25 protein-coding genes are annotated in these 23,192 nt (G+C 64.1%); 13 read left to right on the top strand and 12 right to left on the bottom strand.

Going from position 1 to position 23,192, the window contains the following annotated elements; all coding sequences use genetic code 11:
* Positions 1-85: 85 nt before the first annotated feature.
* The 6 genes from AC1RQP_RS14185 to hemJ form a co-directional block, all read right to left on the bottom strand.
* A complete protein-coding gene (locus tag AC1RQP_RS14185; protein ID WP_239628653.1) occupies positions 86-952 on the bottom strand; it encodes a ParA family protein in 867 nt (288 codons plus the stop codon).
* Between the two features lie 27 nt (positions 953-979).
* On the bottom strand, positions 980-1,621 hold the full coding sequence (gene rsmG / locus AC1RQP_RS14180) for a 16S rRNA (guanine(527)-N(7))-methyltransferase RsmG (protein ID WP_492937854.1): 642 nt from the start codon (positions 1,619-1,621) through the stop codon (positions 980-982).
* A gap of 138 nt (positions 1,622-1,759) precedes the next feature.
* A complete protein-coding gene (gene mnmG, locus AC1RQP_RS14175; RefSeq protein ID WP_492937423.1) occupies positions 1,760-3,640 on the bottom strand; it encodes a tRNA uridine-5-carboxymethylaminomethyl(34) synthesis enzyme MnmG in 1,881 nt (626 codons plus the stop codon).
* Between the two features lie 511 nt (positions 3,641-4,151).
* Positions 4,152-5,510, bottom strand: coding sequence for a tRNA uridine-5-carboxymethylaminomethyl(34) synthesis GTPase MnmE (mnmE, locus tag AC1RQP_RS14170; RefSeq protein WP_492937422.1), 1,359 nt, complete (start codon positions 5,508-5,510; stop codon positions 4,152-4,154).
* Between the two features lie 310 nt (positions 5,511-5,820).
* Positions 5,821-7,086, bottom strand: coding sequence for a transcription termination factor Rho (gene rho, locus AC1RQP_RS14165; RefSeq protein ID WP_239628649.1), 1,266 nt, complete (start codon positions 7,084-7,086; stop codon positions 5,821-5,823).
* 250 nt (positions 7,087-7,336) lie between these two features.
* The gene (gene hemJ / locus AC1RQP_RS14160) at positions 7,337-7,759 is read right to left on the bottom strand and encodes a protoporphyrinogen oxidase HemJ (RefSeq protein WP_028181379.1); all 423 of its coding nucleotides are present in this window, start codon (positions 7,757-7,759) and stop codon (positions 7,337-7,339) included.
* Between the two features lie 522 nt (positions 7,760-8,281).
* Between hemJ and AC1RQP_RS14155 the strand changes: the two genes are divergently transcribed.
* From AC1RQP_RS14155 to dnaQ, 4 genes are read left to right on the top strand one after another with little or no spacing between them, the layout of a single operon-like run.
* Positions 8,282-9,121 (top strand): pyruvate, water dikinase regulatory protein, encoded by an 840-nt coding sequence (locus AC1RQP_RS14155; RefSeq protein ID WP_100233242.1) that lies wholly within the window; start codon positions 8,282-8,284, stop codon positions 9,119-9,121.
* Between the two features lie 8 nt (positions 9,122-9,129).
* On the top strand, positions 9,130-9,738 hold the full coding sequence (locus tag AC1RQP_RS14150) for a Maf family nucleotide pyrophosphatase (RefSeq protein WP_239628647.1): 609 nt from the start codon (positions 9,130-9,132) through the stop codon (positions 9,736-9,738).
* A 23-nt stretch (positions 9,739-9,761) separates the two neighbouring features.
* Positions 9,762-10,361 carry a dephospho-CoA kinase gene (coaE, locus tag AC1RQP_RS14145; RefSeq protein WP_239629445.1) on the top strand — a complete coding sequence of 200 codons (600 nt, stop codon included), beginning with the start codon at positions 9,762-9,764 and terminating at the stop codon, positions 10,359-10,361.
* 27 nt (positions 10,362-10,388) lie between these two features.
* Positions 10,389-11,111 (top strand): DNA polymerase III subunit epsilon, encoded by a 723-nt coding sequence (gene dnaQ, locus AC1RQP_RS14140; protein WP_197965020.1) that lies wholly within the window; start codon positions 10,389-10,391, stop codon positions 11,109-11,111.
* Here dnaQ and secB read toward each other — a convergent pair.
* The gene (gene secB / locus AC1RQP_RS14135) at positions 11,102-11,587 is read right to left on the bottom strand and encodes a protein-export chaperone SecB (RefSeq protein WP_239628645.1); all 486 of its coding nucleotides are present in this window, start codon (positions 11,585-11,587) and stop codon (positions 11,102-11,104) included. The genes dnaQ and secB overlap by 10 nt on opposite strands.
* Positions 11,588-11,984: 397 nt before the next feature.
* Between secB and AC1RQP_RS14130 the strand changes: the two genes are divergently transcribed.
* From AC1RQP_RS14130 to AC1RQP_RS14120, 3 genes are read left to right on the top strand one after another with little or no spacing between them, the layout of a single operon-like run.
* Positions 11,985-12,692, top strand: a complete 708-nt coding sequence (locus AC1RQP_RS14130; protein WP_492937421.1) for a Tim44/TimA family putative adaptor protein — start codon at positions 11,985-11,987, stop codon at positions 12,690-12,692.
* Entirely contained in the window at positions 12,670-14,229 is a 1,560-nt protein-coding gene (mltA, locus tag AC1RQP_RS14125; protein ID WP_492937420.1) for a murein transglycosylase A, read from the top strand. Before AC1RQP_RS14130 ends, mltA begins: the two co-directional genes overlap by 23 nt.
* Positions 14,226-14,816, top strand: a complete 591-nt coding sequence (locus AC1RQP_RS14120) for a Smr/MutS family protein (RefSeq protein WP_492937419.1) — start codon at positions 14,226-14,228, stop codon at positions 14,814-14,816. The genes mltA and AC1RQP_RS14120 overlap by 4 nt, the downstream gene beginning before the upstream one ends.
* A gap of 60 nt (positions 14,817-14,876) precedes the next feature.
* Here the strand turns inward: AC1RQP_RS14120 and AC1RQP_RS14115 are convergent, their stop codons facing one another.
* From AC1RQP_RS14115 to hslV, 5 genes are all read right to left on the bottom strand, one after another.
* Positions 14,877-16,001 (bottom strand): hypothetical protein, encoded by a 1,125-nt coding sequence (locus AC1RQP_RS14115; protein WP_492937418.1) that lies wholly within the window; start codon positions 15,999-16,001, stop codon positions 14,877-14,879.
* 28 nt (positions 16,002-16,029) lie between these two features.
* A complete protein-coding gene (gene hslU, locus AC1RQP_RS14110; protein ID WP_492937417.1) occupies positions 16,030-17,334 on the bottom strand; it encodes an ATP-dependent protease ATPase subunit HslU in 1,305 nt (434 codons plus the stop codon).
* A gap of 49 nt (positions 17,335-17,383) precedes the next feature.
* Positions 17,384-18,001 carry a DUF2585 domain-containing protein gene (locus AC1RQP_RS14105; protein ID WP_492937416.1) on the bottom strand — a complete coding sequence of 206 codons (618 nt, stop codon included), beginning with the start codon at positions 17,999-18,001 and terminating at the stop codon, positions 17,384-17,386.
* A complete protein-coding gene (locus AC1RQP_RS14100) occupies positions 17,998-18,477 on the bottom strand; it encodes a GNAT family N-acetyltransferase (RefSeq protein WP_239628633.1) in 480 nt (159 codons plus the stop codon). The genes AC1RQP_RS14105 and AC1RQP_RS14100 overlap by 4 nt, the downstream gene beginning before the upstream one ends.
* Positions 18,478-18,663: 186 nt before the next feature.
* Entirely contained in the window at positions 18,664-19,224 is a 561-nt protein-coding gene (gene hslV, locus AC1RQP_RS14095) for an ATP-dependent protease subunit HslV (RefSeq protein WP_492937415.1), read from the bottom strand.
* A 198-nt stretch (positions 19,225-19,422) separates the two neighbouring features.
* On the opposite strand from hslV, the gene hisB reads away from it, so the two are divergent.
* The 6 genes from hisB (at position 19,423) to AC1RQP_RS14065 (ending at position 23,172) form a co-directional block, all read left to right on the top strand.
* A complete protein-coding gene (hisB, locus tag AC1RQP_RS14090; protein ID WP_492937414.1) occupies positions 19,423-20,016 on the top strand; it encodes an imidazoleglycerol-phosphate dehydratase HisB in 594 nt (197 codons plus the stop codon).
* Between the two features lie 65 nt (positions 20,017-20,081).
* Complete coding sequence (locus tag AC1RQP_RS14085; RefSeq protein ID WP_239628628.1) at positions 20,082-20,612, top strand: DUF2628 domain-containing protein; 531 nt, start codon at positions 20,082-20,084, stop codon at positions 20,610-20,612.
* Entirely contained in the window at positions 20,609-21,259 is a 651-nt protein-coding gene (gene hisH, locus AC1RQP_RS14080) for an imidazole glycerol phosphate synthase subunit HisH (RefSeq protein ID WP_492937413.1), read from the top strand. The genes AC1RQP_RS14085 and hisH overlap by 4 nt, the downstream gene beginning before the upstream one ends.
* Positions 21,256-21,990, top strand: a complete 735-nt coding sequence (gene hisA / locus AC1RQP_RS14075; protein WP_492937853.1) for a 1-(5-phosphoribosyl)-5-[(5-phosphoribosylamino)methylideneamino]imidazole-4-carboxamide isomerase — start codon at positions 21,256-21,258, stop codon at positions 21,988-21,990. The genes hisH and hisA overlap by 4 nt, the downstream gene beginning before the upstream one ends.
* Before the next feature lie 10 nt (positions 21,991-22,000).
* Complete coding sequence (gene hisF, locus AC1RQP_RS14070) at positions 22,001-22,774, top strand: imidazole glycerol phosphate synthase subunit HisF (protein WP_061023640.1); 774 nt, start codon at positions 22,001-22,003, stop codon at positions 22,772-22,774.
* 71 nt (positions 22,775-22,845) lie between these two features.
* On the top strand, positions 22,846-23,172 hold the full coding sequence (locus tag AC1RQP_RS14065; RefSeq protein WP_028180742.1) for a phosphoribosyl-ATP diphosphatase: 327 nt from the start codon (positions 22,846-22,848) through the stop codon (positions 23,170-23,172).
* Positions 23,173-23,192: the final 20 nt, after the last annotated feature.

Below are 23,192 nucleotides of genomic sequence, written 5' to 3'. Positions count from 1 at the left end.
GGTGGGCAAAGCGAGGCGTGCCCACCGATTGTTTGCGGAAGACGATGGGCACGGCGAAGGCGCCTTTGCCCACCCTACGGCAGCCTCAATGCGCCGTGCGCAGTTCGCGCTCGCGCTGGATCACTTCGGTGGCGAGCCGCAGGTAGGCTTCGCTGCCGACGCATTTGAGATCGTAGACCAGCACCGGCTTGCCGTAGGACGGCGCTTCGGAGATGCGCACGTTGCGCGGGATCATGGTCTTGTAGACCTTCTCGCCCATGAACTGGCGGACGTCGGCGACGACCTGGTTCGAGAGGTTGTTGCGCGAGTCGAACATGGTCAGCACAATGCCGTGGATCGACAGGTTCGGATTGAGCGTCGAGCGCACCTGCTCCACCGTCTGCAGCAATTGCGACAGACCCTCGAGCGCGAAGAACTCGCATTGCAGCGGCACCAGGATCGCGTCGGAGGCCGCCATCGCGTTCACCGTGAGCAGGTTGAGCGAGGGCGGGCAGTCGATCAGCACATAGGTGTAGTCGGCGTCCGGCGAGACGTTGTTGTTGAGTGCGCCGATGGCGTCGCGCAGCTTGAAGGCGCGGCCGGGCGTGGTGCCGAGCTCGAGCTCGAGACCGGAGAGGTCCATGGTCGAGGGCGCGATGTGCAGCCGCGGCACCGCGGTCGAGACCACCGCCTCGCGCAACGCGGCTTCGCCGACCAGCACGTCGTAGGTCGAGCAGGAGCGGTTGCGGCGATCGATGCCGAGGCCGGTCGAGGCGTTGCCCTGCGGATCGAGATCGACGATCAGGACGCGCTCGCCGATCGCCGCGAGCGCCGTGCCGAGGTTGATCGCTGTGGTTGTCTTTCCCACACCGCCCTTCTGATTCGCCAGCGCCAGGATGCGCGGGTGGCCATGCGGGACCTCGTTGGTCTCCTGGGCCGTCTGTTCTTGCTGCGGTTCGTCAATCACGCTCATCGCAATTCCCCACTCCCCCTGAACGCCTCACCCGCGTCGTTCGACGGACGTCAGCTCCACGATCCAGCCGTCACCCGTGCGGCTTTGATGGAGCTGAGGTTGAATATTCCAATATTTAGCGGCTTCGGTCAATTCAGCCTCTACATCTTGACCCTTCGGAAACAGCGCCTTTGCGCCTTGGCGCATCAGCGGCTCCGCAAAGCCGATGAGTTGATGTAGCGGAGCCAGTGCGCGTGCGGTGACGCAATCGACGGGGCCGGTGATTCTATCCACATTATCCCCGATCTCAGCGAGATGTACGACTCCCGGAGATGTGGTGACGCGAATCGCTTCGCGCAGGAAAGCCGCCTTCTTGGCGATTCGCTCGACGAGGTGGACGCTCGCGCCCGGCGTCCCCGCCATGGCGCAGGCCAGGACGACTCCGGGGAAGCCGCCGCCGCTGCCGAGGTCGGCCCAGCGTCTTGCGGTCGGCGCGAGATCGACCAGCTGAAGCGAATCGGCGATGTGCCGCGTCCAGAGATGCGGCAAGGTCGAAGGCGCGACCAGATTGGTCTTGGCCTGCCACTCGCGCAGCAGGGCGATGTAGCGATCGAGCCGGGCTTCGGTTTCACGTGAAACGGGCGCGAGCTTGAGTGCCGCGACCTTGTCGGCTGCGATGATTGCGTCCAGCGACTGATCGTTGGCGTTGGCCTTGTCGATCTTCGGTCGGGCCGGTGTCGAGTCGGATTGGCGCACGGCGGCACCTGCTCCGGGTCGTCGCAATAGCGGCCTGTCCCCGCTCGGTCCGCGCTGTTTCACGTGAAACGCCTATGCAATGGCCTTGGAGGTTTTCCGAGCTTCACGGCGCAGATAAGCCGCGAGGATGCCGAGGGCAGCCGGCGTCATCCCATCGATCCGGCCAGCCTGGCCGACGGTAAAGGGGCGGGCCTTCTCCAGCTTGGCCCGGACCTCGTTGGAGAGACCCGGGACCTGCTGGTAATCGACGTCCGAGAGCACCATGCCCTCATCGCGCCTGAACGCTTCGACGTCGGCGCTCTGGCGCTCCAGATAGACATCGTATTTCGCATCGATCTCAAGATGGGTGGCGATGACGGGATCGATCGCCGCCAACTCCGGCCAGATTGCGCGAACCTGGCTCCAGCCGATCTCCGGATACGCCATCAGCTCAAAGGCCGACCGGCGCTGGCCATCCCGGTTCAGGGACAGGCCGTGCTTGCTCGCCTCGTTCGGGGTGATGGTCAGGGACTTCGACAGCGTCCGGGCTGCGTTCAGAGCATCCATCTTGGTGCGGTGATGCCGGGTTCGGGCGCTGCCGACACATCCCAAGGCGATGCCTTTCTCGGTCAGGCGCTGGTCCGCATTGTCGGCCCGCAGCGTCAAACGATACTCGGCCCTGGAGGTAAACATCCGATAGGGCTCGCTGATGCCGCGGGTGACGAGGTCATCGATCATGACGCCGAGATAGCCGTCCGCCCGATCGAACACCGTCAGCGCGGCCCCACTGGCGGACAATGCCGCATTCAGCCCGGCCACGATGCCCTGCCCGGCAGCCTCTTCATATCCGGTGGTGCCGTTGATCTGCCCGGCCAGGAACAGTCCGCGCAGGCGCTTGGTCTGCAGGGTCGGATCGAGCTCGCGGGGATCGATGTGGTCGTATTCGATGGCATAGCCCGGCCGCACCATCTTCACCGGTTCCAGGCCCGGAATGCTGGCGAGGATCGCAAGCTGGACCTCCTCCGGCAGCGAGGTCGAGATGCCGTTGGGATAGACGGTCGTATCGTCCAGCCCTTCCGGCTCCAGGAAGATCTGATGGCCGTCACGGTCGCCGAAGCGGACGATCTTGTCCTCGATCGAGGGGCAATAGCGCGGGCCGGAGCTCTTGATCTGGCCGGAGTACATCGGAGAGCGATGGACATTGGCGCGGATCACCTCGTGCGTCGCGGTCGTGGTCCGGGTGATCCCGCACTGGATCTGCGGGGTCGTGATCCGCTCGGTCAGGACCGAGAACGGCTCCGGCGGCTCGTCCCCGGGCTGCATCTCGACAGCGGACCAGTCGATCGTCGTGCCGTCCAGACGGGGCGGCGTGCCGGTCTTGAGGCGTCCGAGGGTGAACCCGGCGCGCTCGAAGGAGCTTGAAAGGCCCATCGCAGGAGCTTCGCCGACCCGGCCGGCGGGCCAGCTCTTCTCACCGAGATGGATCAGACCGCGGAGGAATGTGCCGGTGGTGACCACAACCGCCCCTGCCCGCAGCTCACGGCCATCACCCAGGCGAAGACCTGTAACCCGCCCTTCGGCCACGATCAGCTCGTCGGCCTCGCCTTCGATGACCGAAAGGCCCTCGGTCTCCCGGATCGCGGCCTGCATGGCGGCCGCATAGAGCTTCCGATCAGCCTGGGCGCGAGGACCGCGGACTGCGGGGCCTTTGCGGCGGTTCAGGACGCGAAACTGGATGCCACCGGCGTCGCCCACGCGACCCATCAGGCCATCGAGAGCGTCGACTTCGCGGACCAGATGACCCTTGCCGAGACCACCGATGGCCGGATTGCAGGACATCGCGCCGATAGTCGAGAAATGGTGCGTCACCAGGGCGGTGGCCGCACCCATCCGCGCAGCAGCGGCCGCTGCCTCACAGCCGGCGTGGCCGCCGCCAATCACGATGACGTCGAAGCTTGCTCGCTCTGTTCGCATGGTGGGACTTCTATCCCAGAGCGCAAAAAGCCGGAAGTGGAAACTCGGGGTCGGCCGTGTTTCACGTGAAACAGGTGTCGCCGGCCGATCCCGGCTTTCGCGAAAACAACCCCATGCACAGTAGAAGGAGCGTTGAAGATGCTGTTGTTTCACCACGCCAAAACGAACCACGGGGCCGTGGTAGATTGTGCGGATGCGATCCTGGCGATCCATCGAGAAAGCAGATCAGCACCGCGCCGTCATGCGAGCGCGGCGAAGCGATTCGGAGTATGCCAAAATAGAGACAGTTGGATCGCTTTGTCGAAAGGCTCCTCGCAATGAGGCGATCGCGGCCAGCGGCCCTAGCGTCCACTCGTGCTAAGCGGGCCCCAAGTCGCGCAATGTGCGAGCGAATTGGAGCGTAAGATCGCCCCGGTGTTTCACGTGAAACAGGCCGAAGACGTTCCCTGCGCTGTTTCACGTGAAACACAAGGAATGGAACAAATCCTAGTTCTACAATGAAGAACTAGCCCTACTTTCCGATGCAGAATTTCTGAAAGATCGCCCCGAGGACGTCCTCAACGTCCACCCGGCCCAGCAGACGGCCCAGGGCATAAGCGGCGGCGCGCAGCTCTTCGGCCGCCAGCTCTTCGCCCTCTTCTACAAGCTGCAGACTCCGGCGCAAGCTGTCCGACGCTTGGCGCAGCAGATCGCGCTGCCGCGCCCGGGTCACCAAAGCGCCTTCCGTCGTTCCGAAGAAGTTGGCGGCGAACGTTACGAGCGCCTCGACCAGCTCCGGAATGCCGTCGCCCCGGCTCGCGGAGATCGGGAACTCGCCCGGCAGCATCGGGCCCTCGCGCCGGTCGAGATCGATCTTGTTACGGACGATCCAGACCGAGCCGCCCGGCGAAGTAGCACCGTCGCCGGATATCCGAAGCGAGCGCATGGCTTCCGGGTCGACAGCTTGCCCGTCCTCCACCAACCACAGGACCAGGTCGGCGTCCCCGGCTCGTGCACGCGCCCGACGCACGCCCTCCTGCTCCACGGGATCGTCGGTCTCGCGAATGCCGGCTGTGTCGATGACAGTGACGGGGTAGCCGTCGAGATCGAGCTGCACCTCGATCACATCGCGCGTGGTGCCGGCATGAGGCGAGACGATCGCGACCTCGCGCCGCGCGAGTTGGTTGATCAAGGTCGACTTACCGACGTTCGGCTCGCCCGCGATCGCAACCACCAGGCCGTCACGCAGACGTTCAGCTTGTCCCTGTGCCGCAAGGACTTTTGAAATTTCGTCATGCAGGGCTTGGATTGCCCTGACTGCCGGCGCCTTCAATTCGGCCGGCACATCGCCTTCGTCGGAAAAATCGATGCCCGCCTCGATCAGCGCGGATGCCTCGATGATGCGTTCGCGCCAGTCGCGCGCGTGATCGCCGAGGAGACCCTGCAACTGGCGCAGCGCCTGGCGCCTTTGCCGGTCGGTGTCGGCGTGGATGAGATCGTCGAGACCCTCGGCCTCGGTGAGGTCGAGCTTGCCGTTCTCGAACGCGCGCCGCGTGAACTCTCCAGGCTCAGCGGCGCGTGTATTCGGAATATTCGAAATTGCCGCGAGGAGCGCCGCAAGCACCGCGCGTCCGCCATGGACGTGAAACTCGGCGACGTCCTCGCCGGTCGCGCTGGCCGGTCCTGGAAACCAGAGCACCACCGCATCGTCGATCGGCTGGCCCGCGCCGTCACGAAGCAACCGGCGGCTCGCCTGCCGCGGTGCCGGCAGCCGGCCCGCGAGCCTTGTCAGCACCAAGCCGGCCTGCGGGCCCGACACACGCACCACCGCGATCGCGCTGGGCGCCCGGCCGGATGACAGCGCAAAAATGGTCTGGTCTCTCGGATGCATGGCCTATTTGTCCGCCTCCCGGCGAAAAGGCAAACGTCCGTTTCCGCCGGCCAGCCGGAGGATTTGCTGCACCAAATCCTGCAGCAATGCCTATGCTGCAACGCAACATAACTCCAGCATTTTGCTGCAAAGTTCCGTACCCGAGAAAGTTCGGGTCGAGTCCAATCCCAACTTTCCTCGCGATATCAACGTATTATTAAAACGCGCGATCCGGGTGGGAACCAACCTTTCATGCCGCAACTTCGCTGCAGCAAAGCCGCACAACAAAAGGGCGCCCGAAGGCGCCCTCTAATCCCTTGCTGCAGTGCACTCAGGTATTCATCGACTCGAAGAACTCCGAGTTGCTCTTGGTCGAGCGGAGCTTGTCGAGCAGGAAGTCGATCGCGTCCATCGTGCCCATCGGATTGAGGATGCGGCGGAGCACGTACATCTTCTTGAGCACCTGCGGATCGGTGATGAGCTCCTCCTTGCGGGTGCCGGAGCGTGAGATGTCGATCGCCGGGAAGGTGCGCTTGTCCGACACCTTGCGGTCTAGGATCAGTTCCGAGTTACCGGTACCCTTGAACTCTTCGAAGATGACTTCGTCCATGCGGCTGCCGGTATCGACCAGCGCGGTCGCGATGATGGTCAGCGAGCCGCCCTCCTCGATGTTGCGGGCGGCGCCGAAGAACCGCTTCGGGCGCTGGAGCGCGTTGGCGTCGACACCGCCGGTCAGCACCTTGCCGGATGATGGCACCACGGTGTTGTAGGCGCGGCCAAGGCGGGTGATCGAATCGAGCAGGATCACGACGTCGCGGCCGTGCTCGACCAGGCGCTTGGCCTTCTCGATCACCATCTCGGCGACCTGGACGTGACGCACCGCCGGCTCGTCGAAGGTGGAGGACACGACCTCGCCCTTCACCGAGCGCTGCATGTCCGTGACTTCTTCCGGACGCTCGTCGATCAGCAGCACGATCAGATAGCATTCGGGATGATTGTGCGTGATCGAATGCGCGATGTTCTGCATCAGCACGGTCTTACCGGTGCGCGGCGGTGCGACGATCAATGCGCGCTGGCCCTTGCCGATCGGCGCAACGATGTCGATCACGCGTGCAGACAGGTCCTTTCGCGTGGGATCGTCGATCTCCATGCGGAAGCGCTGATTCGGAAACAGCGGCGTGAGGTTGTCGAAATTGACCTTGTGCTTGGACTTTTCCGGGTCCTCGAAATTGAGCGTATTGACCTTCAGCAGCGCGAAATAGCGCTCGCCCTCTTTCGGACTACGGATATGGCCTTCGATGGTGTCGCCGGTACGCAGGCCAAAACGGCGGATCTGCGATGGTGACACGTAGATGTCGTCGGGGCCCGGCAGATAATTCGCATCGGGCGAGCGGAGAAAGCCGAAGCCGTCGGAGAGCACTTCGACGACGCCTTCGCCGACGATGTCGGTCTCGGCGAGCGAGAGCTGCTTGAGGATGGCGAACAGCAGCTCCTGCTTGCGCATGGTGCTTGCGTTCTCGACCCCGTTCTCTTCCGCGAACGAGACGAGCTCGGCCGGGGTTTTCGACTTGAGGTCCTGGAGTTTGATTTCCCGCATTGGGGTGGTCCTGTGGGGTAGCCTTAGAAGAGGGGGGTGCGAGGAGGCTCTGAAATGCGGACGTGAGAAGGTAAGGTCCGCAGGACTGGCAAGGTGAGCGCCGGGAGGCTTCAAACCTGATGCGGTATCCGGCTTCTGGAAAGCCCGGACACAACCACATCCGCCTGCGTTGGGTGGGATGTCGACAATATAGAAAATCGCTTCCTGCTCCGCAAGCCGAAGCGCTGAGCGAATCGTCGGCGCGATGTGCCTAGAACGGCTTCACGATCACCATGATGACGATGAAGATCATCAGAACGGTCGGCACCTCATTGATTATTCGATAGAATTTCTGGCTCCGCGGGCGCCGGTCGGCGGCGAAATCCTTCAGCCAACGGGAAAAAAAGCCGTGGACCGCGGACATCGCCAGGACCAATGCCAGTTTTACGTGCAACCAGGGCGATGCGAACCAATGGCCGGACCACGCGAGATAGAGACCGGCCAGCCAGGTCACGATCATGGCCGGGTTGATGATAGCCTTGAGCAACCGGCGTTCCATGACCTTGAACGTTTCCGACTGCTTCGAGCCGATCTCCGCCTCGCAATGATAAACGAACAGCCGCGGCAGATAGAGCATGCCGGCCATCCAGGAGATGACCGCGATCACGTGCAGCGCCTTGATCCACTCGTACATTCCGGCAGCCTTCCGTGTCTTGCCTTTCGCGTTTTATGGACGCGAACCGGGATCCATGTCGTTCGAACGCGCCCTGTCTCACCGGACAGTGGATGGAACGAGCTCGGTAAGAATTCATTCATAGATTTGGGTGCACACACATATCCGCGTGCTCGGCTCTTCTAAACCTAAAACTTTTAGAATCTTAAGGTTTGAGTCTATGTGACCGTGGATTGGACTCACACAATTCCGTCCGCCGCTTCGCATGCGCTTGTTCACATCCATCAACATATCCAGCGTGGCCTCGAGCCGTTCGGATAAGCCGCCCGGACTCAAGAGCTTGCGCTTCCCCGTCGGCAGCTTATCAAGAGGGTTATCCGCGCAATCCCGCTCGCCTCATCAGAGGGCGCCGGACTTGTCCTGAGGGGCAGTGGTGTGAAGAAAATTGGCCGTTGTCCCGCCCCTGGTGTCGCACATCCCTTTCCAAGGGGTTAAGCTCCACAGAAATCCACAAACCGCCCCGCCCTCATACAAAGAGTTTCTGTGCCGACCTCGAACAATTATTTCCATCTGCATCTGGTTTCCGACTCCACTGGTGAGACGCTCATCACCGTGGCGCGCGCGGTCGCGGCCCAATACGCCAACGTGACACCGGTCGAGCACGTCTATCCGCTGGTGCGCAGCCAAAAGCAGCTCGACCGCGTGCTCGATGAGATCGAGGAGGCGCCGGGAATCGTGCTGTTCACGCTGCTCGAAAAGGATCTGGTCGCCAGGCTCGAGGACAAGTGCAAGCAGATCAATGTTCCGAGCCTGTCGATCATCGGCCCGGTGATGCAGCTGTTCGAAGCCTATCTCGGCGCTGCGACCACCGGACGCGTCGGCGCGCAGCACGTCCTCAACGCGGAATATTTCAAGCGCATCGACGCGTTGAACTACACGATGATTCATGACGACGGTCAGCACGTCGAAGGTCTCGACGAGGCCGACGTGGTGCTGGTCGGCGTGTCCCGGACGTCGAAGACGCCGACCTCGATCTATCTCGCCAATCGCGGCATCCGCACCGCCAACGTGCCGCTGGTTCCAGGCATTCCGGTGCCCTCGCAACTGGAGACGCTGACGCGGCCGCTGGTCGTCAGCCTGCACGCGACGCCGGAACGCCTGATCCAGATCCGGCAGAATCGCCTGCTGTCGATGGGAGCCGAGTCCGGCAGCGACACCTACACCGACAAGCAGTCGGTCACCGAGGAGGTCGCGTTTGCTCGCAAGCTGAGTGCCAAGCATGACTGGCCGCTGCTCGACGTCACCCGCCGCTCGATCGAGGAAACCGCGGCGGCGATCATGAAGCTCTATAGTGATCGCCAGCGCAACCGGCCCTCGGAATAGTTTCTGCCATGGTTCTGTGGCGCGGTACATCTCCGTTGATCCTGGCCTCGCAAAGCAGCGCGCGCAAAATGCTGCTGGCCAATGCCGGGCTCGGATTCCAGGCCGTGACGGCCGATATCGACGAGCGCGGCATTCAGGCCGCATCGAGACTGTCAAACCCGCGCGAGATCGCCCTGTTGCTGGCGCGAGAAAAGGCCAAGGCGGTTTCGGCGAGTCATCCAGGAAGCTACGTGATCGGCGCCGATCAGACATTGGCTCTCGGGATGCGTCTCTTCAACAAGCCTGCAGGCCGCGCACAGGCGCTGGCGCAATTGCGCGATCTCGCCGGCAAGAGCCACGAGCTGAATTCGGCCATAGCCGTTGCGCGTGACGGCAAGATTGTTTTCGAGGACGTGTCAGTCGCCCGCATGACCATGCGAGAGATGACCGATGCCGAGCTTTCGGCCTATCTCGACGCCGCCGGCGATGCCGTCACGACCAGCGTCGGCGCCTATCAGCTCGAAGGCCTCGGCATCCATCTGTTCGAGCGGATCGAGGGCGATCATTTCACCATTCTCGGCCTGCCGCTGCTGCCGCTGCTTGCGTTCCTGCGCCGCGAGCGGCTAGTTGCAGTGTGACCGACAGACATGGCTATGGCTTGATGCGGATCCTCGGACTGACCGGCTCGATCGGGATGGGCAAATCCACCACCGCGAAACTATTCGCGGAGGCCGGTGTGCCCGTCTACGATGCGGATGCCGCCGTGCATCAGCTCTATGAAGGCGAAGCGGCTCCCGCGATCGAGGCTGCCTTCCCCGGCACCACCGTCAACGGCAAGGTCGACCGCACAAAACTGTCGGCGCGCGTCGTGCACGATCCTGCCGCGATCAAGCAGCTCGAGCAGATCGTTCATCCGATGCTGGGCGCCTCCCGGCAGAAATTCTTCGCCGACGCCGAGGCCGCCAAGGCGCCGGTCGTGGTGCTGGACATCCCCCTGCTGTTCGAGACCGGCGGCGACAAGCGCGTGGACGCCGTGGTCGTGGTCTCGACGTCGCCCGAACTCCAGCGCCAGCGGGTGCTGGCGCGCGGCACCATGGACGAAGCCAAGCTCGACGCCATCATCGCCAAGCAGACGCCGGATGCCGAAAAGCGCCGGCGTGCCGATTTCGTGGTGGATACGTCACACGGACTTGAACCGGTGCGGGCGCAAATCGCGCACATTCTGGCCGAGGTCGTTAAGATGCCGCAGCGGCGAGCCTGATTCGCCGTCTCACACGGCGACCAAGACATGCGCGAAATCGTCCTCGACACCGAAACGACCGGCCTCGATCCGCTCCGCGGCGACCGGCTCGTCGAAATCGGCTGCGTCGAGATCCTCAACCGCATGCCGACGGGGCAGACCTTTCACGTCTACATCAATCCTGAACGGGACATGCCGGCGGAAGCGTTCGCGGTGCACGGATTGTCGTCCGAATTCCTGGCGACGAAACCATTGTTCCACGAGGTCGCCGACGAGTTTCTGGAGTTCATCGGCGACGCCCCGCTGGTGATCCACAACGCCTCGTTCGACATCGGCTTCATCAATGCCGAGCTTGACCGCATCAAGCGCGCCGCGATCCCGCGCGAGCGGCTGGTGGACACGCTGCTGCTGGCGCGCCGCAAGCATCCCGGCGTGTCGAACCGGCTCGACGATCTCTGCTCGCGCTATGCGATCGACAATTCACGCCGCACCAAGCACGGCGCGCTGCTGGACGCCGAGCTGCTGGCCGAAGTCTATGTCGATCTGGTCGGGGCGCGACAGTCGCAGCTGCTGCTGGCTTCGGACACCCAGGAGATCCGCGTCAATGCGGGCGGCGATGCGCCGCGGCGGCAGCGCCTGGTGCCGCTCGCGCCGCGGATTTCGGAGGCCGAGCGAGAGGCCCATCGGGCCTTCATCGCGACACTCGGCGACAAGGCGATCTGGAACGAGTACCTGCCCGCTCCAGCCGCCGTGGCGGTCGGTCAGGCCTGACCGGCTTGACCTTGAGCGGCCATTTGCCGCTCCATGTTCTGGCGATAGAGACCGACGAAGTCGACCGGATCCAGCATCAGGGGCGGGAACCCGCCGTCGCGCACCGCGGTCGCGATGATCTCGCGGGCAAACGGGAACAACAGGCGCGGGCACTCGATCATGACCAGCGGATGCAGGTTCTCTTTGGGCACGTTGACGATCCGGAACACGCCGGCATAGGCGAGCTCGAACGAGAACATCACCTTGCCTGCGGTCTCGGCCTTGCCTTCGACCGACAACGTCACCTCGAACTCCTGTTCGCTGAGATTGTTGGCGTTGACGTTGATCTGGATGTTGATCTGCGGCGGCTGGCTCTGCTGCTGGAGCGAGCTCGGCGCGTTGGGATTTTCGAACGAGAGGTCCTTGGTATATTGCGCCAGCACATTGAGCTGGGGAGCCTGGGCCGCCTCGGGAGGGGTGCCGTTACCGTTGGTCATGAAAGTCTCTCCTTACCCGATTGGGGCTGAATTTCGCGGCGGTTGGCTAACATAGGGCCGCCTCGTTCCACAAGGACGAACGGCCCCGGATCGGGGAATCGGGCCGCGCCCGCCGTTTGGACGGTCATCCTGCCTTTTCCGCCAAATTGCGCCTTAAATGATTGAAGATGCGCGATTTCCCGGCAGGATCGGGTTTCCCCTCAAGCATAAAACGCGCTACACTTGGAGCTGTGCCAAAAGGCGCCATTGGCCCAGCGAGATTTCGTGCCTACATCCCACGGACCCGATACGGACCCAAAATGGTGATGTGGACTTGCCGTTTCCGTGGGGAACGGTCTACTGGCCGGATTGATTTTCCCGGCGACGACCCCTGAAAAGACCAGAAAGCGAATACGACGTGGACATCTACACCATCATATTCCTGGCGCTGGCAGTCTTCATCTTTTTGAGACTGCGTAGCGTGCTGGGGCAGCGCACGGGCAACGAGCGGCCGCCGTTCGATCGCACCGCCGCCCGCAATGCGCTGGGAGGTGCCCAGGACAACAACGTCGTGACCGTGCCGGGCAAGGTGATCGACCAGGCCCCGCTCGCGCCGACGGCCGAGCCGACCCCGCCCTCCGATCGCTGGAAGGGGCTGACCGAGCCGGGCACTGCGCTGGCGCAGGGCCTCGATGCCATCGTCGAGAAGGATTCCACGTTCGACCCGCGCCATTTCATCTCGGGCGCCCGCGGCGCCTACGAGATGATCGTGCTGGCCTTCGCCAATGGCGACCGCCGTGCGCTGCGCGACCTGTTGTCGTCGGACGTCTATGACAGTTTCGATGCCGCGATCAAGGAACGCGAGAAGAACGAGCAGAAGACGGAGACGCGCTTCGTCTCGATCGACAAGGCCGAGCTCGTCGGCGCCGAGATGCGCGACCGCACCGCCCAGCTCACCGTGCGCTTCGTTTCCCAGATGATCTCGGCCACCCGCGACAAGGCCGGCAACATCGTCGACGGCAGCGCCGACACGGTCGCCGACATCACCGACATCTGGACTTTCGCCCGCGACACCTCCTCTCGCGATCCGAACTGGAAGCTGGTTGGCACCGGAAGCGCGAACTAAGGTCTTTCTGAAGAACAGCGCGACGGCGCTTTGCGCGTGTGCCGTCGTGCTCTCGTCGTTTTCGCTCGGTGCCGAGGCGGCGCGGCGCCACCATCGCAGCCATCATCATCACGCCCGGCAATTGCCCGCCGCCCCGCCGCGGGCCTTGCCCTATCCGCAGCTCCCCCTGCCGTTCGAAATTCCCGGCGCGCAATATCTGCCGCTGGCTTGGGCGGACGTGAAGGGTTGGGAAGAGGACGACCATCTCGCCGCCTACAAGACGTTCCGCGCCAGCTGCCGGCCGATCAATGCGCAGAACGGCGGGGCCGAACCCAAGGCCTTCGAACCCAAGGCCCTCGAATCCAAGGCCTTGGGCGCCTCACTGAGCGAGCCTTGCCGCGCCGCCAAGACGCGCGATCTCGCCGACGACGCCAAGGCGAAGACCTTCTTCGAGGAGAACTTCACGCCGCTGCGGATCTCGCGCCTCGGCGAGCCCGACGGTTTCGTCACCGGCTATTACGAACCGGTGCTGGAGGGGTCGCGCACGCAAACCGATGTCTACAACGTGCCGGTCTATCGCCGTCCCTCGAATCTGTTCGTGCGCGGCTACAAGCAGGATTCGGTCAGCCTGCCCAACAAGGGCCCGGTCTATCGCAAGATCGGCCGCCGCAAGCTGGTGCCCTATTACGACCGTGGCGAGATCGAGGACGGCAAGATCGCCGGCCGCGGGCTGGAGATCGCCTGGCTCAAGGATCCGACCGATCTTCTGTTCGCCCAGATCCAGGGCTCGGCACGGATCAAGTTCGAGGACGGCAGCTCGGTTCGGCTCAATTACGACGCCTATAACGGCTATCCCTACACGGCCGTCGGCCGCATCCTGATCGAGCGCGGCATCATCCCGAAAGAGGAGATGTCGATGCAGAAGATCAGGGAGTGGATGGCGCAGAACCCCGACGGCGCCAAGGAGTTGCGCCGCGCGAACCGTGCCTACATCTTCTTCCGCGAGGTCAACCTCTCCGACAAGGACGAGGCGGTGGGCGCGCAAGGCATTCCGCTGACCGCCGGCCGCTCGATCGCGGTCGACAAATCGCTGCATGTCTACGGCACGCCGTTCTTCATCGAGGGCGAGCTGCCGATCGAGTCCGAACGCGCCAAGACGCCGTTTCACCGGCTGATGATCGCGCAGGACACCGGTTCGGCCATCATCGGCCCCGCACGCGCCGATCTGTTCTTCGGCGCCGGCCAGGAGGCCGGCCGTGTCTCCGGGCGGCTGCGCCATCCCATGCGTTTCGTGATGCTGGTGCCGAAGAGCCTCGATCCGGGCCCGCGCGCCGCGAAATTGCCGATACCGGACGCCAGGCCCTCGGAGAAGATCGCAAAGCTGTTTCCGCAAACCGTCCCGGCCAAGGCGGCAACGCCCGCTGCCGCCGCGGCGCAAGACAAGAACGAAACGGTTGCCATCGCCGGTCCCGTTCCGATACCGGTGCCGCGTCCCGCGATCGACCCTGCCTCTGAGCCGCGCCGTCCGGTGAAGAATCGTCCTCATCGGCAGCAATGAAACGATCGTCCCGTCCGCCCGTGCTGGAGCCTCGCCCCTCGCCGCGCCGCCGTGCGCTGAGCGATGAGGAGCGCGAGCTGTGGGACCTCGTTTCGAGGCAGGTCAAGCCGCTGAGGAAGCACCGCGTGCCAAAGGCGCATGCCGCGCCGCGCCCGGAGTCGTCACCCGCCGGTCCGGCCAATCGACCCGCGTCATCGCCGCGGCCCGTCGCTGCCGCGCCGTCGCCGCGCGTGACGAAGCCGTCCATTCCGCCCCTGGCGCCGCTTGGCAAGCGCGAGCGGACAAAACTGTCGCGCGGCCGCAGCGAGATCGAGGCGCGGCTCGATCTGCACGGCATGACCCAGACGCGCGCCCATCGCGCGCTGACCGGTTTCCTGCACCGCGCCCATCAGGATGGCCTGACCTTCGTGCTCGTCATCACCGGCAAGGGCCGCAGCGGCGGCGAAAGCGGCGTGCTCCGCCGTCAGGTGCCGGAATGGCTCAGCCTGCCGGAATTCCGTGCCTTCGTCGTCGGCTTCGAGACCGCGCATATCGGCCACGGCGGCGAGGGCGCGCTGTATGTGCGGATTAGGCGGGCGAGGGGTTAGCAGTCCCGACGTGTGCGGCTTCTCTTGCCTCTCCCGCTTGCGGAGAGGGAGCGCACCGCCTCAAAACGGCCGCACGATTCCAACGCGTGGGATCAGCGTGACGATGAGGCCGAAGATGTTCGTGTTGCGATCCTCCGCCGGAATCAGCGCAGCCTCCTGCTTGGCCGGCAGCATCTTCACCGCATGCAGGATCAGGAACACGCAGACCGCCCAGTTCGAGATCCAGCGCGAATAGTCGAACACCATCGCGAACATCACGACATAGGCGAGGCTGATGCCGACCAGCGCCGCGACGACGAGGCGGCGGTTCGTTTCGCTGTCGAGTGCGCCGATCAGGCGCGCAAGATAACGCCACAACGGCGCGTGCAGCCAGATCAGCAGGACGAACACGGGCACGCCGAGAATGTTGTGCGGCAGGCGGCCCCAGGTGTCGGCAACCTCCTTCGCCAGCGGCTGGTACCAGATGTAGGCAAATTGCAGCAGGTCGGTCCGCGCGGGATCGGCCATCCGGCTTTTCAGATAGGTGACGAAATCCGCTTCGGGGATCGGCATCGTTCCCCAAAACTGCGCCGCGAAGAACAGCGCGGAGACGACGGCGAGGGCGACGCTACCGAAAGCAATGTTGCTGCGATTGCAGCCATGGGTCAGGTAGTGCCTGATCACGACGATGGTGATGATCGTCGGCACATACATCAAGAGATGAATGTGATGGATCAGCACGAGAACGATCGAGAACAGCGCAGCCGTGGCGACGAACAGCAGCGAGCCCGCGGGCATCAGCAGCAGGATGATTGCCAGCGCGCAGCCATAGATGTCGAAATGGCCGAGCGTGTGCATGAAGTTCTTCAGGAAGAACGGCGAGCCCGCGGTGAAGACGAACAGCGGCAGCGTCCTCGCGGTGAAGCCGAAGGTCTTCTGAAACAGCCTTGCGTAAAGTGCTGATGTCACCAGCCACGTCGCCCCGCCGAGCGCAAACACCAGCCAGACCGGCACCTTGTCGGTGAAGAGGGCGACGACCGCGCCGATCAGCGCGCGCTTGATGAAGCCGAAATGATAGTCGACGAGGAGGTGAATATAGGGGACGTAAGGCGGCAGCTGGATCTTGTGGACGAAGACGCCGACGAGGACGGCGGCGTTGATCGCGAGCAGCAGCCGCCAGGGATTTTGCAGGATGTGTACGGTCACGCCGCATCAATAGCGTGACCGCCTCAAATTACAAAATGAACCGGCTCAGATCCGCGTTCTTGGCGAGATCCCCGACGTGCTTCTGCACGAAATCCGCATCCACCTTGATCGTCTCGCCGCTGCGGTCGGGGGCGGTGAACGAGATCTCGTCCAGCACCCGCTCCATCACGGTCTGGAGCCGCCGCGCACCGATGTTCTCGACCGTGGAGTTGACGGCCACCGCGACGTCGGCGAGCGCGTCGATCGCATCGTCGGTGATGTCGAGCGTCACGCCCTCGGTCTGCATCAGCGCGATATATTGCTTGATCAGCGAGGCCTCGGGCTCGGTCAGGATGCGGCGCATGTCGTCGCGGGTCAGCGCCTGCAGCTCGACGCGAATCGGCAGGCGGCCCTGCAATTCCGGCAGCAGGTCGGACGGCTTGGCGACGTGGAACGCGCCCGAGGCGATGAACAGGATGTGGTCGGTCTTGACCGCGCCGTGCTTGGTCGAGACCGTGGTGCCTTCGATCAGCGGCAGGAGATCGCGCTGCACGCCCTCGCGCGAGACGTCGCCGCCGACGCGGCCGTCGCGCGCGCAGATCTTGTCGATCTCGTCCAGGAACACGATGCCGTTGTTCTCGACCGCGCTGATCGCCTCCAGCGTCAGCTGCTCGGTGTCCAGCAGCTTGTCGGATTCCTCGTTGACGAGGATCTCGTGCGAGCTCTCCACCGTGAGCCGCCGCGTCTTGCTGCGGCCCCCCAACTTGCCGAAAATGTCGCCGAGCGAGATCGCGCCCATCTGCGCGCCCGGCATGCCCGGGATCTCGAACATCGGCATGCCGCCGCCGGACGATTGCGTCTCGATCTCGATCTCCTTGTCGTTGAGCTCGCCGGCGCGCAGCTTCTTGCGGAAGGATTCGCGCGTCGCCGAGCTCGCATTGGCGCCGACCAAGGCATCGAGCACGCGCTCCTCGGCGGCGAGCTGGGCACGCGCCTGCACGTCCTTGCGCTTGCGCTCGCGCACCTGGGCGATCGCGACCTCGACGAGATCGCGCACGATCTGCTCGACGTCGCGCCCGACATAGCCGACCTCGGTGAATTTCGTCGCTTCCACCTTCAGGAATGGCGCGTTCGCGAGCCTGGCGAGCCGTCGCGCGATTTCCGTCTTGCCGACGCCGGTGGGGCCGATCATCAGGATGTTCTTCGGCAGAACCTCCTCCCGCAAGGAGCCGGAGAGCTGCTGCCGCCGCCAGCGGTTGCGCAGCGCGATCGAGACGGCGCGCTTGGCGTCGCCCTGGCCGACGATGAAACGGTCGAGTTCGGAAACGATTTCGCGGGGAGAGAAGTCTGTCATGTGTGCTTAGCTAGGGTCAGATGCGGGCCGGGACAAGCCGCATTTCAGGTCAGATGATCGGCGGCCCCGATTGCCATTGTTTCACGGCCTCGATCGGATGGATCAGCATCAGGATGTTGAGCGTCAGATTGTCGCGAATGTGGAGCGCCAGCATGATCTCGAAGGCGATGCCGAGCAGGACGGTCGCTGTGACCGGCAGCACGCGTGCGGCCAGGAACCCCAGGATCATGGCCAGATTGTCCGCGACCGAATTGACGATGCTGTCGCCGTAATAATCCAGCGAGATCGTGCCGGCGCGATAGCGCTCGATGATGAACGGCGAGTTCTCGACGATCTCCCAGGCTCCCTCGATCAGCATGGCGACGATCAGCCGGGCCGGCCAGGACAAGGGCAGGAACGGCAGCCTTGCGAACAGCAGCCAGGTCAGGCCGTAGAACAGGAAGCCGTGCAGCACGTGCGAAAAACTGTACCAGTCGGCGATCTGCTGGGAATTCTCCGAGCTGTTCACCACCCCATGCCAGAGCTTGATGGTGCCGCAGGTGCAGATCGGCACGCGCCCCATCGCGAGCAGGATCGAGGCCTGCAGCGCCAGCAGCAGCAGCGCGATGCCGACCCAGGCGAGCGGCGGAAATGCGGTCTTGGCAGTGGGGGTCACGGCGAGCGTCATGGGTCTCGGATCATCAGGAGGGCCGGACCGTCGGGCGTGACGATGACATGCTGCGGCACAAATCCGGCCTTCTCATAGGCACGGATCGCACGGGCATTGGCGGGACTCGGATCGATCACGATGCGCGGCACGCCGCGCGCGAAGAGTTCGTCGGTGAACGCGCGGATGAAAGCGGAGCCGTGGCCGCATCCGAGCATGTCGGCCTCGCCGATGAACTGATCGAGGCCGCGTGTGCCTGTCGGCTGCGGACCGAAGCCGAGGTGCCATTCGCCGAGCTGGTAGCACTGCAGATACGCCAAGGGCCCGTCCTTGCTGACGATGAACTGTGCCAGGTCGGGATGATCGAGGTCGCCGCCGACGAATTCAAGCGTCTCCGGATCATGCCACCATTCCGCGACATGCGGTGCGTCCAGCCACCGCCGGATCAGCGGCATGTCGGCCGTGGTCATCGGGCGGAAAGTGTAGGTGGTGGTCATCTAGCGGCCCCGGCGGTGCTGTGACCCCTCGCCCGCTTGCGGGAGAGGGCGGGGGAGAGGGTGTCTCCGCAATGGGACGATCCCCACGAGGAGAAAACCCTCACCCGGCGCTGTGCGCCGACCTCTCCCGCAAGCAGGAGAGGTTACAGCCAGTCCGGAGCGCCGCTGTTGAGTCACAGATAGGTCCTAGCCCGTCGCCAGGCCTTCGATCGTCACATTCCGGTTGGTGTAGACGCAGATGTCGGCGGCGATGTCGAGGGAGCGGCGGACGATGGTCTCGGCGTCCTTGTCGGTGTCGAGCAGGGCCCGTGCCGCCGCAAGGGCATAGTTGCCGCCGGAGCCGATCGCCATCACGCCGGCCTCGGGCTCGAGCACGTCGCCGGTGCCCGTCAGCACCAGGGAGACGTCCTTGTCGGCGACGATCATCATGGCCTCCAGCCGCCGCAGATAGCGGTCGGTGCGCCAGTCCTTGGCGAGCTCGACCGCGGCCCGGGTCAGCTGTCCCGGATATTGCTCGAGTTTGGCTTCCAGCCGTTCGAAGAGCGTGAAGGCGTCGGCGGTCGCGCCGGCGAAGCCCCCGATCACGTCGCCCTTGCCGAGCTTGCGGACCTTCCTGGCATTGGACTTGATCACGGTCTGGCCGATCGAGACCTGGCCGTCACCGCCGATCACCACCTTGTCGCCCTTGCGGACCGTCAAGATCGTGGTGCCGTGCCAGACCGGCGAGCTGTTCTGGGGAGCCTGCATGGATGATCCTCGTTGTCCGGCCTGATTTAGGCGGTCGGGGCAAAGGGCACAACCTGGGCACAACGGGCCGTTCCGGCCCTAGATTTCGCTCACCATAGGCGGAAGTGCCGGGCTGACGGAGCGTTCCCGCAGTAGCGAAGCCGTCATTTGGCTGTTAAAAGACCGCCGTTTTCGGGCAAACCATAGCGAAAGCTTTCAATGCGCACCGCGACGATCAAGCGCAAGACCAAGGAAACCGACATTGAGGTCTCCGTGAACCTCGATGGATCAGGCGTGTCCAATATCGCGACCGGCATCGGCTTTTTCGACCATATGCTCGATCTCCTCGCCCGCCATTCCCGCATCGACCTCACGGTCAAGGCGGTGGGCGATCTGCACATTGATCATCACCATACCACCGAAGACACCGGCATCGCGCTCGGCCAGGCGGTCAGGCAGGCGCTCGGCAACATGGCGGGCATCACCCGCTATGCCGGCGTGCACATGCCCATGGACGAGACGCTCTCGCGCGTGATCATCGACATCTCGGGCCGCCCGTTCCTGGTGTTCAAGGTCGATTTCCCCCGCGACAAGATCGGCGAGTTCGACACCGAGCTGGTGCGCGAGTGGTTCCAGGCTTTCGCCATCAACGCAGGCGTGACTCTCCACGTCGAGACCCTATATGGCGATAACAGCCACCATATCGCCGAGTCCTGCTTCAAGGGTCTGGCGCGGGCGCTGCGGGCGGCGGTCGCGATCGATCCGAAGGCGGCGGGCGAGATCCCGTCCACCAAGGGTTCGCTCGGCGGCTGACATCTTCGTCTCGGTGGCAAAACGCTGCCGGCGGCATCACTGAATTCAGAGAACGGGGCATCACCATGCCTGTCTACACAGTTCACGCTCCCTTCCCTGGCGGAGCCGATCTGCGCGCGACCGACAAGTTCGTCTTCGTGCGCGACGGCTTCCATTTCTGGGCGATGATCTTCGGTCCGTTCTGGCTGCTGTGGAATCGGCTGTGGCTGGCGCTGATTGGCTGGGTGCTTTTCACGGCCGCGTTCAGCGCGGGGCTGTCCAGCCTCGGTGTCGGCCGCAGCTCGGTCGTCTTTGCCAATCTCATCATCGCGCTGCTGATGGGTTTTGAAGCCTCGAGCCTGCGCCGCTGGACCTTGTCGCGCGGCAAATGGCGGCAGCTCGACGTGGTGGTCGCCGACAACGGCGACACCGCCGAGCGCCGCTTCTTCGAGCGCTGGAGCCAGAAGCAGCACGGCATCGTCAACGATCAATGGGCCATCGATCGCGGCGGTCCGCCGCCCACCCGCAACACGCAGGGTCAGTCGTTTTCGAACCCGCCGCCAATTCCGGCCGGCGGCATCATTGGATTGTTTCCAGAACCGGGAGGGTCAAGATGAGCGTCGCCATCATCGATTACGGTTCCGGCAATCTGCATTCCGCCGCCAAGGCGTTCGAGCGCGCCGCGCGCAGCCTGGAGAGCCCGCAAAAGATCTTCGTCACCAGCGATCCGGACCAGGCTTACGAGGCTGACCGCCTGGTGCTGCCGGGCGTCGGCGCCTTCGCCGATTGCCGGCGCGGCCTTGATGCCGTCAACGGCATGGTCGAGGCGATCACCGAGGCGGTGCGGGTCAAGGCGCGGCCCTTTTTCGGCATCTGCGTCGGCATGCAGCTGATGGCGAGCCGCGGCAAGGAACATGTTATCACCGAAGGCCTGAACTGGATCGGCGGTGACGTCGAGAAGATCACGCCACGCGATGAAAGCCTGAAGATCCCGCACATGGGCTGGAATACGCTCGAGGTGCTCAGGGAGCATCCGGTGCTGAACAAGCTGCCGCTCGGTCCGAAGGGCCAGCACGCTTATTTCGTGCACTCCTATCACCTCAACCCCGCCAGCGAGGCGGACGTGCTCGCGCGCGCCGATTACGGCGGCCCCGTCACCGCGATCGTGGCGAAGGACACCGCGATCGGAACGCAATTCCACCCCGAGAAGAGTCAGCGTTTCGGGCTGGCCCTGATCTCGAACTTCTTGCGATGGAAGCCGTGATTCTCTTTCCCGCCATCGACCTCAAGAACGGCCAATGCGTGCGCCTCGAGCAAGGCGACATGGCGCGCGCGACCGTGTTCAACCTCAATCCGGCCGCGCAGGCGCGGAGCTTTGCCGAGCAGGGCTTCGAATATCTCCACGTCGTCGACCTCGACGGCGCCTTCGCCGGCAAGCCCGTGAACGCGCAGGCCGTCGAGGCGATGCTGAGGACGATCAAGATCCCGGTGCAACTCGGCGGCGGCATTCGCGATCTCAAGACCGTCGAAGCCTGGCTCGACAAGGGCATCACCCGCGTCATCATCGGCACCGCCGCGGTGCGCGATCCTGAACTGGTGAAGTCTGCGGCGAAGAAGTTTCCCGGCCGCGTCGCGGTTGGGCTCGACGCGCGTGACGGCAAGGTCGCGGTCGAAGGCTGGGCCGAGACCTCGCAGGTCACGGTGCTCGAGATCGCGCGGCGTTTCGAGGATGCCGGCGTTGCCGCCATCATCTTCACCGACATCGCGCGCGACGGCCTGCTCAAGGGATTGAATCTCGACGCGACCATTGCGCTCGCCGAGGCCATCTCCATTCCCGTGATCGCCTCCGGCGGTCTCGCCTCGATCGAGGACGTCAAGGCGATGCTGACGCCGCGCGCCAAGAAGCTCGCCGGCGCGATCGCCGGCCGCGCGCTCTACGACGGCCGGCTCGACCCCGCCGCCGCCCTCGCCTTGATCCGCAACGCGCGCACTTAGGAGACATCTGATGTTCAAGGTGCGCGTGATCCCCTGCCTCGACGTCAAGGACGGTCGCGTCGTCAAGGGCGTCAACTTCGTCGATCTGCGCGATGCCGGCGATCCCGTCGAGGCCGCGATCGCCTATGACGCCGCCGGCGCCGACGAGCTCACCTTCCTCGACATCACCGCGACCCATGAGAACCGCGGCATCATGCTGGACGTGGTCCGGCGCACGGCGGAGGCCTGCTTCATGCCTGTGACCGTCGGCGGCGGCGTGCGCGAGGTCAACGACATCAAGACGCTGCTGCGCGCCGGTGCCGACAAGGTCTCGATCAACAGCGCCGCCGTGGCGCGGCGCGAGTTCGTCAAGGAAGCTGCCGAAAAATTCGGCGAGCAGTGCGTGGTGGTCGCGATCGACGCCAAGCGCGTCAAGCGCCCCGGCGGCGACCGCTGGGAGATTTTTACCCATGGCGGGCGCAACTCGACCGGCATCGATGCCATCGAATACGCCCAGGAAGTGGTCTCGCTCGGGGCCGGTGAAATCCTGCTCACCTCGATGGATCGGGACGGCACCAGGCAGGGGTTCGACATTCCGCTGACCCGTGCGATCGCCGACAGTATTCCCGTTCCCGTGATCGCCTCGGGCGGCGTCGGCAATCTCGACCATCTCGTCGACGGTATCCGCGACGGGCACGCCACGGCCGTGCTGGCCGCCTCGATCTTCCATTTCGGGGAATTCACCATCCGCGAAGCCAAGGAGCACATGGCGCGGCGGGGACTCCCCATGCGCCTGGATGCCTGACGACTCCTGTACTCAAGAATGCTAGATTGGCGGATGGCCGCCGTAGCCCTGTGTGTTTCCGAGTGAGTCCGATGCCGCGTTTCACGATCCACGATCTGGCCGAGACCATCGACGCCCGCGCGGCCTCGGGTGGCGAAGCCTCCTATACCCGCAAGCTCCTCGACAAGGGCGCCGAGCATTGCGCCAAGAAGTTCGGCGAGGAAGCAGTCGAAACCGTAATCGCTGCAGTCGAAAACGATCGCGCGCATCTGATCGCTGAAAGCGCCGACCTGCTCTATCATTTCCTTGTGCTGCTCAAGGTACGCGGCGTAAAGCTGGAAGAGGTCGAAGCCGCGCTGGACAAGCGTACGAATATGTCAGGGTTGGAAGAAAAGGCGTCGCGCAAGAGCGGCAGCTAGCCGAAGTGGAGAGGTCGCGT

This window comes from Bradyrhizobium sp. GW821-FHT13H06, assembly GCF_058803975.1.
Note: the sequence above shows the minus strand (reverse complement) of the source record. Positions and strands in the feature narration are given on the sequence as shown.

Excerpts from the sequence above, each read along its gene's own strand:
- AC1RQP_RS14185 (WP_239628653.1), bottom strand. The coding sequence starts at position 952 with ATGAGCGTGATTGACGAACCGCAGCAAGAACAGACGGCCCAGGAGACC.
- mnmG (WP_492937423.1), bottom strand. The coding sequence starts at position 3,640 with ATGCGAACAGAGCGAGCAAGCTTCGACGTCATCGTGATTGGCGGCGGC.
- mnmE (WP_492937422.1), bottom strand. The coding sequence starts at position 5,510 with ATGCATCCGAGAGACCAGACCATTTTTGCGCTGTCATCCGGCCGGGCG.
- rho (WP_239628649.1), bottom strand. The coding sequence starts at position 7,086 with ATGCGGGAAATCAAACTCCAGGACCTCAAGTCGAAAACCCCGGCCGAG.
- hemJ (WP_028181379.1), bottom strand. The coding sequence starts at position 7,759 with ATGTACGAGTGGATCAAGGCGCTGCACGTGATCGCGGTCATCTCCTGG.
- AC1RQP_RS14150 (WP_239628647.1), top strand. The coding sequence starts at position 9,130 with ATGGTTCTGTGGCGCGGTACATCTCCGTTGATCCTGGCCTCGCAAAGC.
- coaE (WP_239629445.1), top strand. The coding sequence starts at position 9,762 with ATGCGGATCCTCGGACTGACCGGCTCGATCGGGATGGGCAAATCCACC.
- dnaQ (WP_197965020.1), top strand. The coding sequence starts at position 10,389 with ATGCGCGAAATCGTCCTCGACACCGAAACGACCGGCCTCGATCCGCTC.
- secB (WP_239628645.1), bottom strand. The coding sequence starts at position 11,587 with ATGACCAACGGTAACGGCACCCCTCCCGAGGCGGCCCAGGCTCCCCAG.
- AC1RQP_RS14120 (WP_492937419.1), top strand. The coding sequence starts at position 14,226 with ATGAAACGATCGTCCCGTCCGCCCGTGCTGGAGCCTCGCCCCTCGCCG.
- hslU (WP_492937417.1), bottom strand. The coding sequence starts at position 17,334 with ATGACAGACTTCTCTCCCCGCGAAATCGTTTCCGAACTCGACCGTTTC.
- AC1RQP_RS14105 (WP_492937416.1), bottom strand. The coding sequence starts at position 18,001 with ATGACGCTCGCCGTGACCCCCACTGCCAAGACCGCATTTCCGCCGCTC.
- AC1RQP_RS14100 (WP_239628633.1), bottom strand. The coding sequence starts at position 18,477 with ATGACCACCACCTACACTTTCCGCCCGATGACCACGGCCGACATGCCG.
- hslV (WP_492937415.1), bottom strand. The coding sequence starts at position 19,224 with ATGCAGGCTCCCCAGAACAGCTCGCCGGTCTGGCACGGCACCACGATC.
- hisB (WP_492937414.1), top strand. The coding sequence starts at position 19,423 with ATGCGCACCGCGACGATCAAGCGCAAGACCAAGGAAACCGACATTGAG.
- AC1RQP_RS14085 (WP_239628628.1), top strand. The coding sequence starts at position 20,082 with ATGCCTGTCTACACAGTTCACGCTCCCTTCCCTGGCGGAGCCGATCTG.
- hisH (WP_492937413.1), top strand. The coding sequence starts at position 20,609 with ATGAGCGTCGCCATCATCGATTACGGTTCCGGCAATCTGCATTCCGCC.
- hisF (WP_061023640.1), top strand. The coding sequence starts at position 22,001 with ATGTTCAAGGTGCGCGTGATCCCCTGCCTCGACGTCAAGGACGGTCGC.
- AC1RQP_RS14065 (WP_028180742.1), top strand. The coding sequence starts at position 22,846 with ATGCCGCGTTTCACGATCCACGATCTGGCCGAGACCATCGACGCCCGC.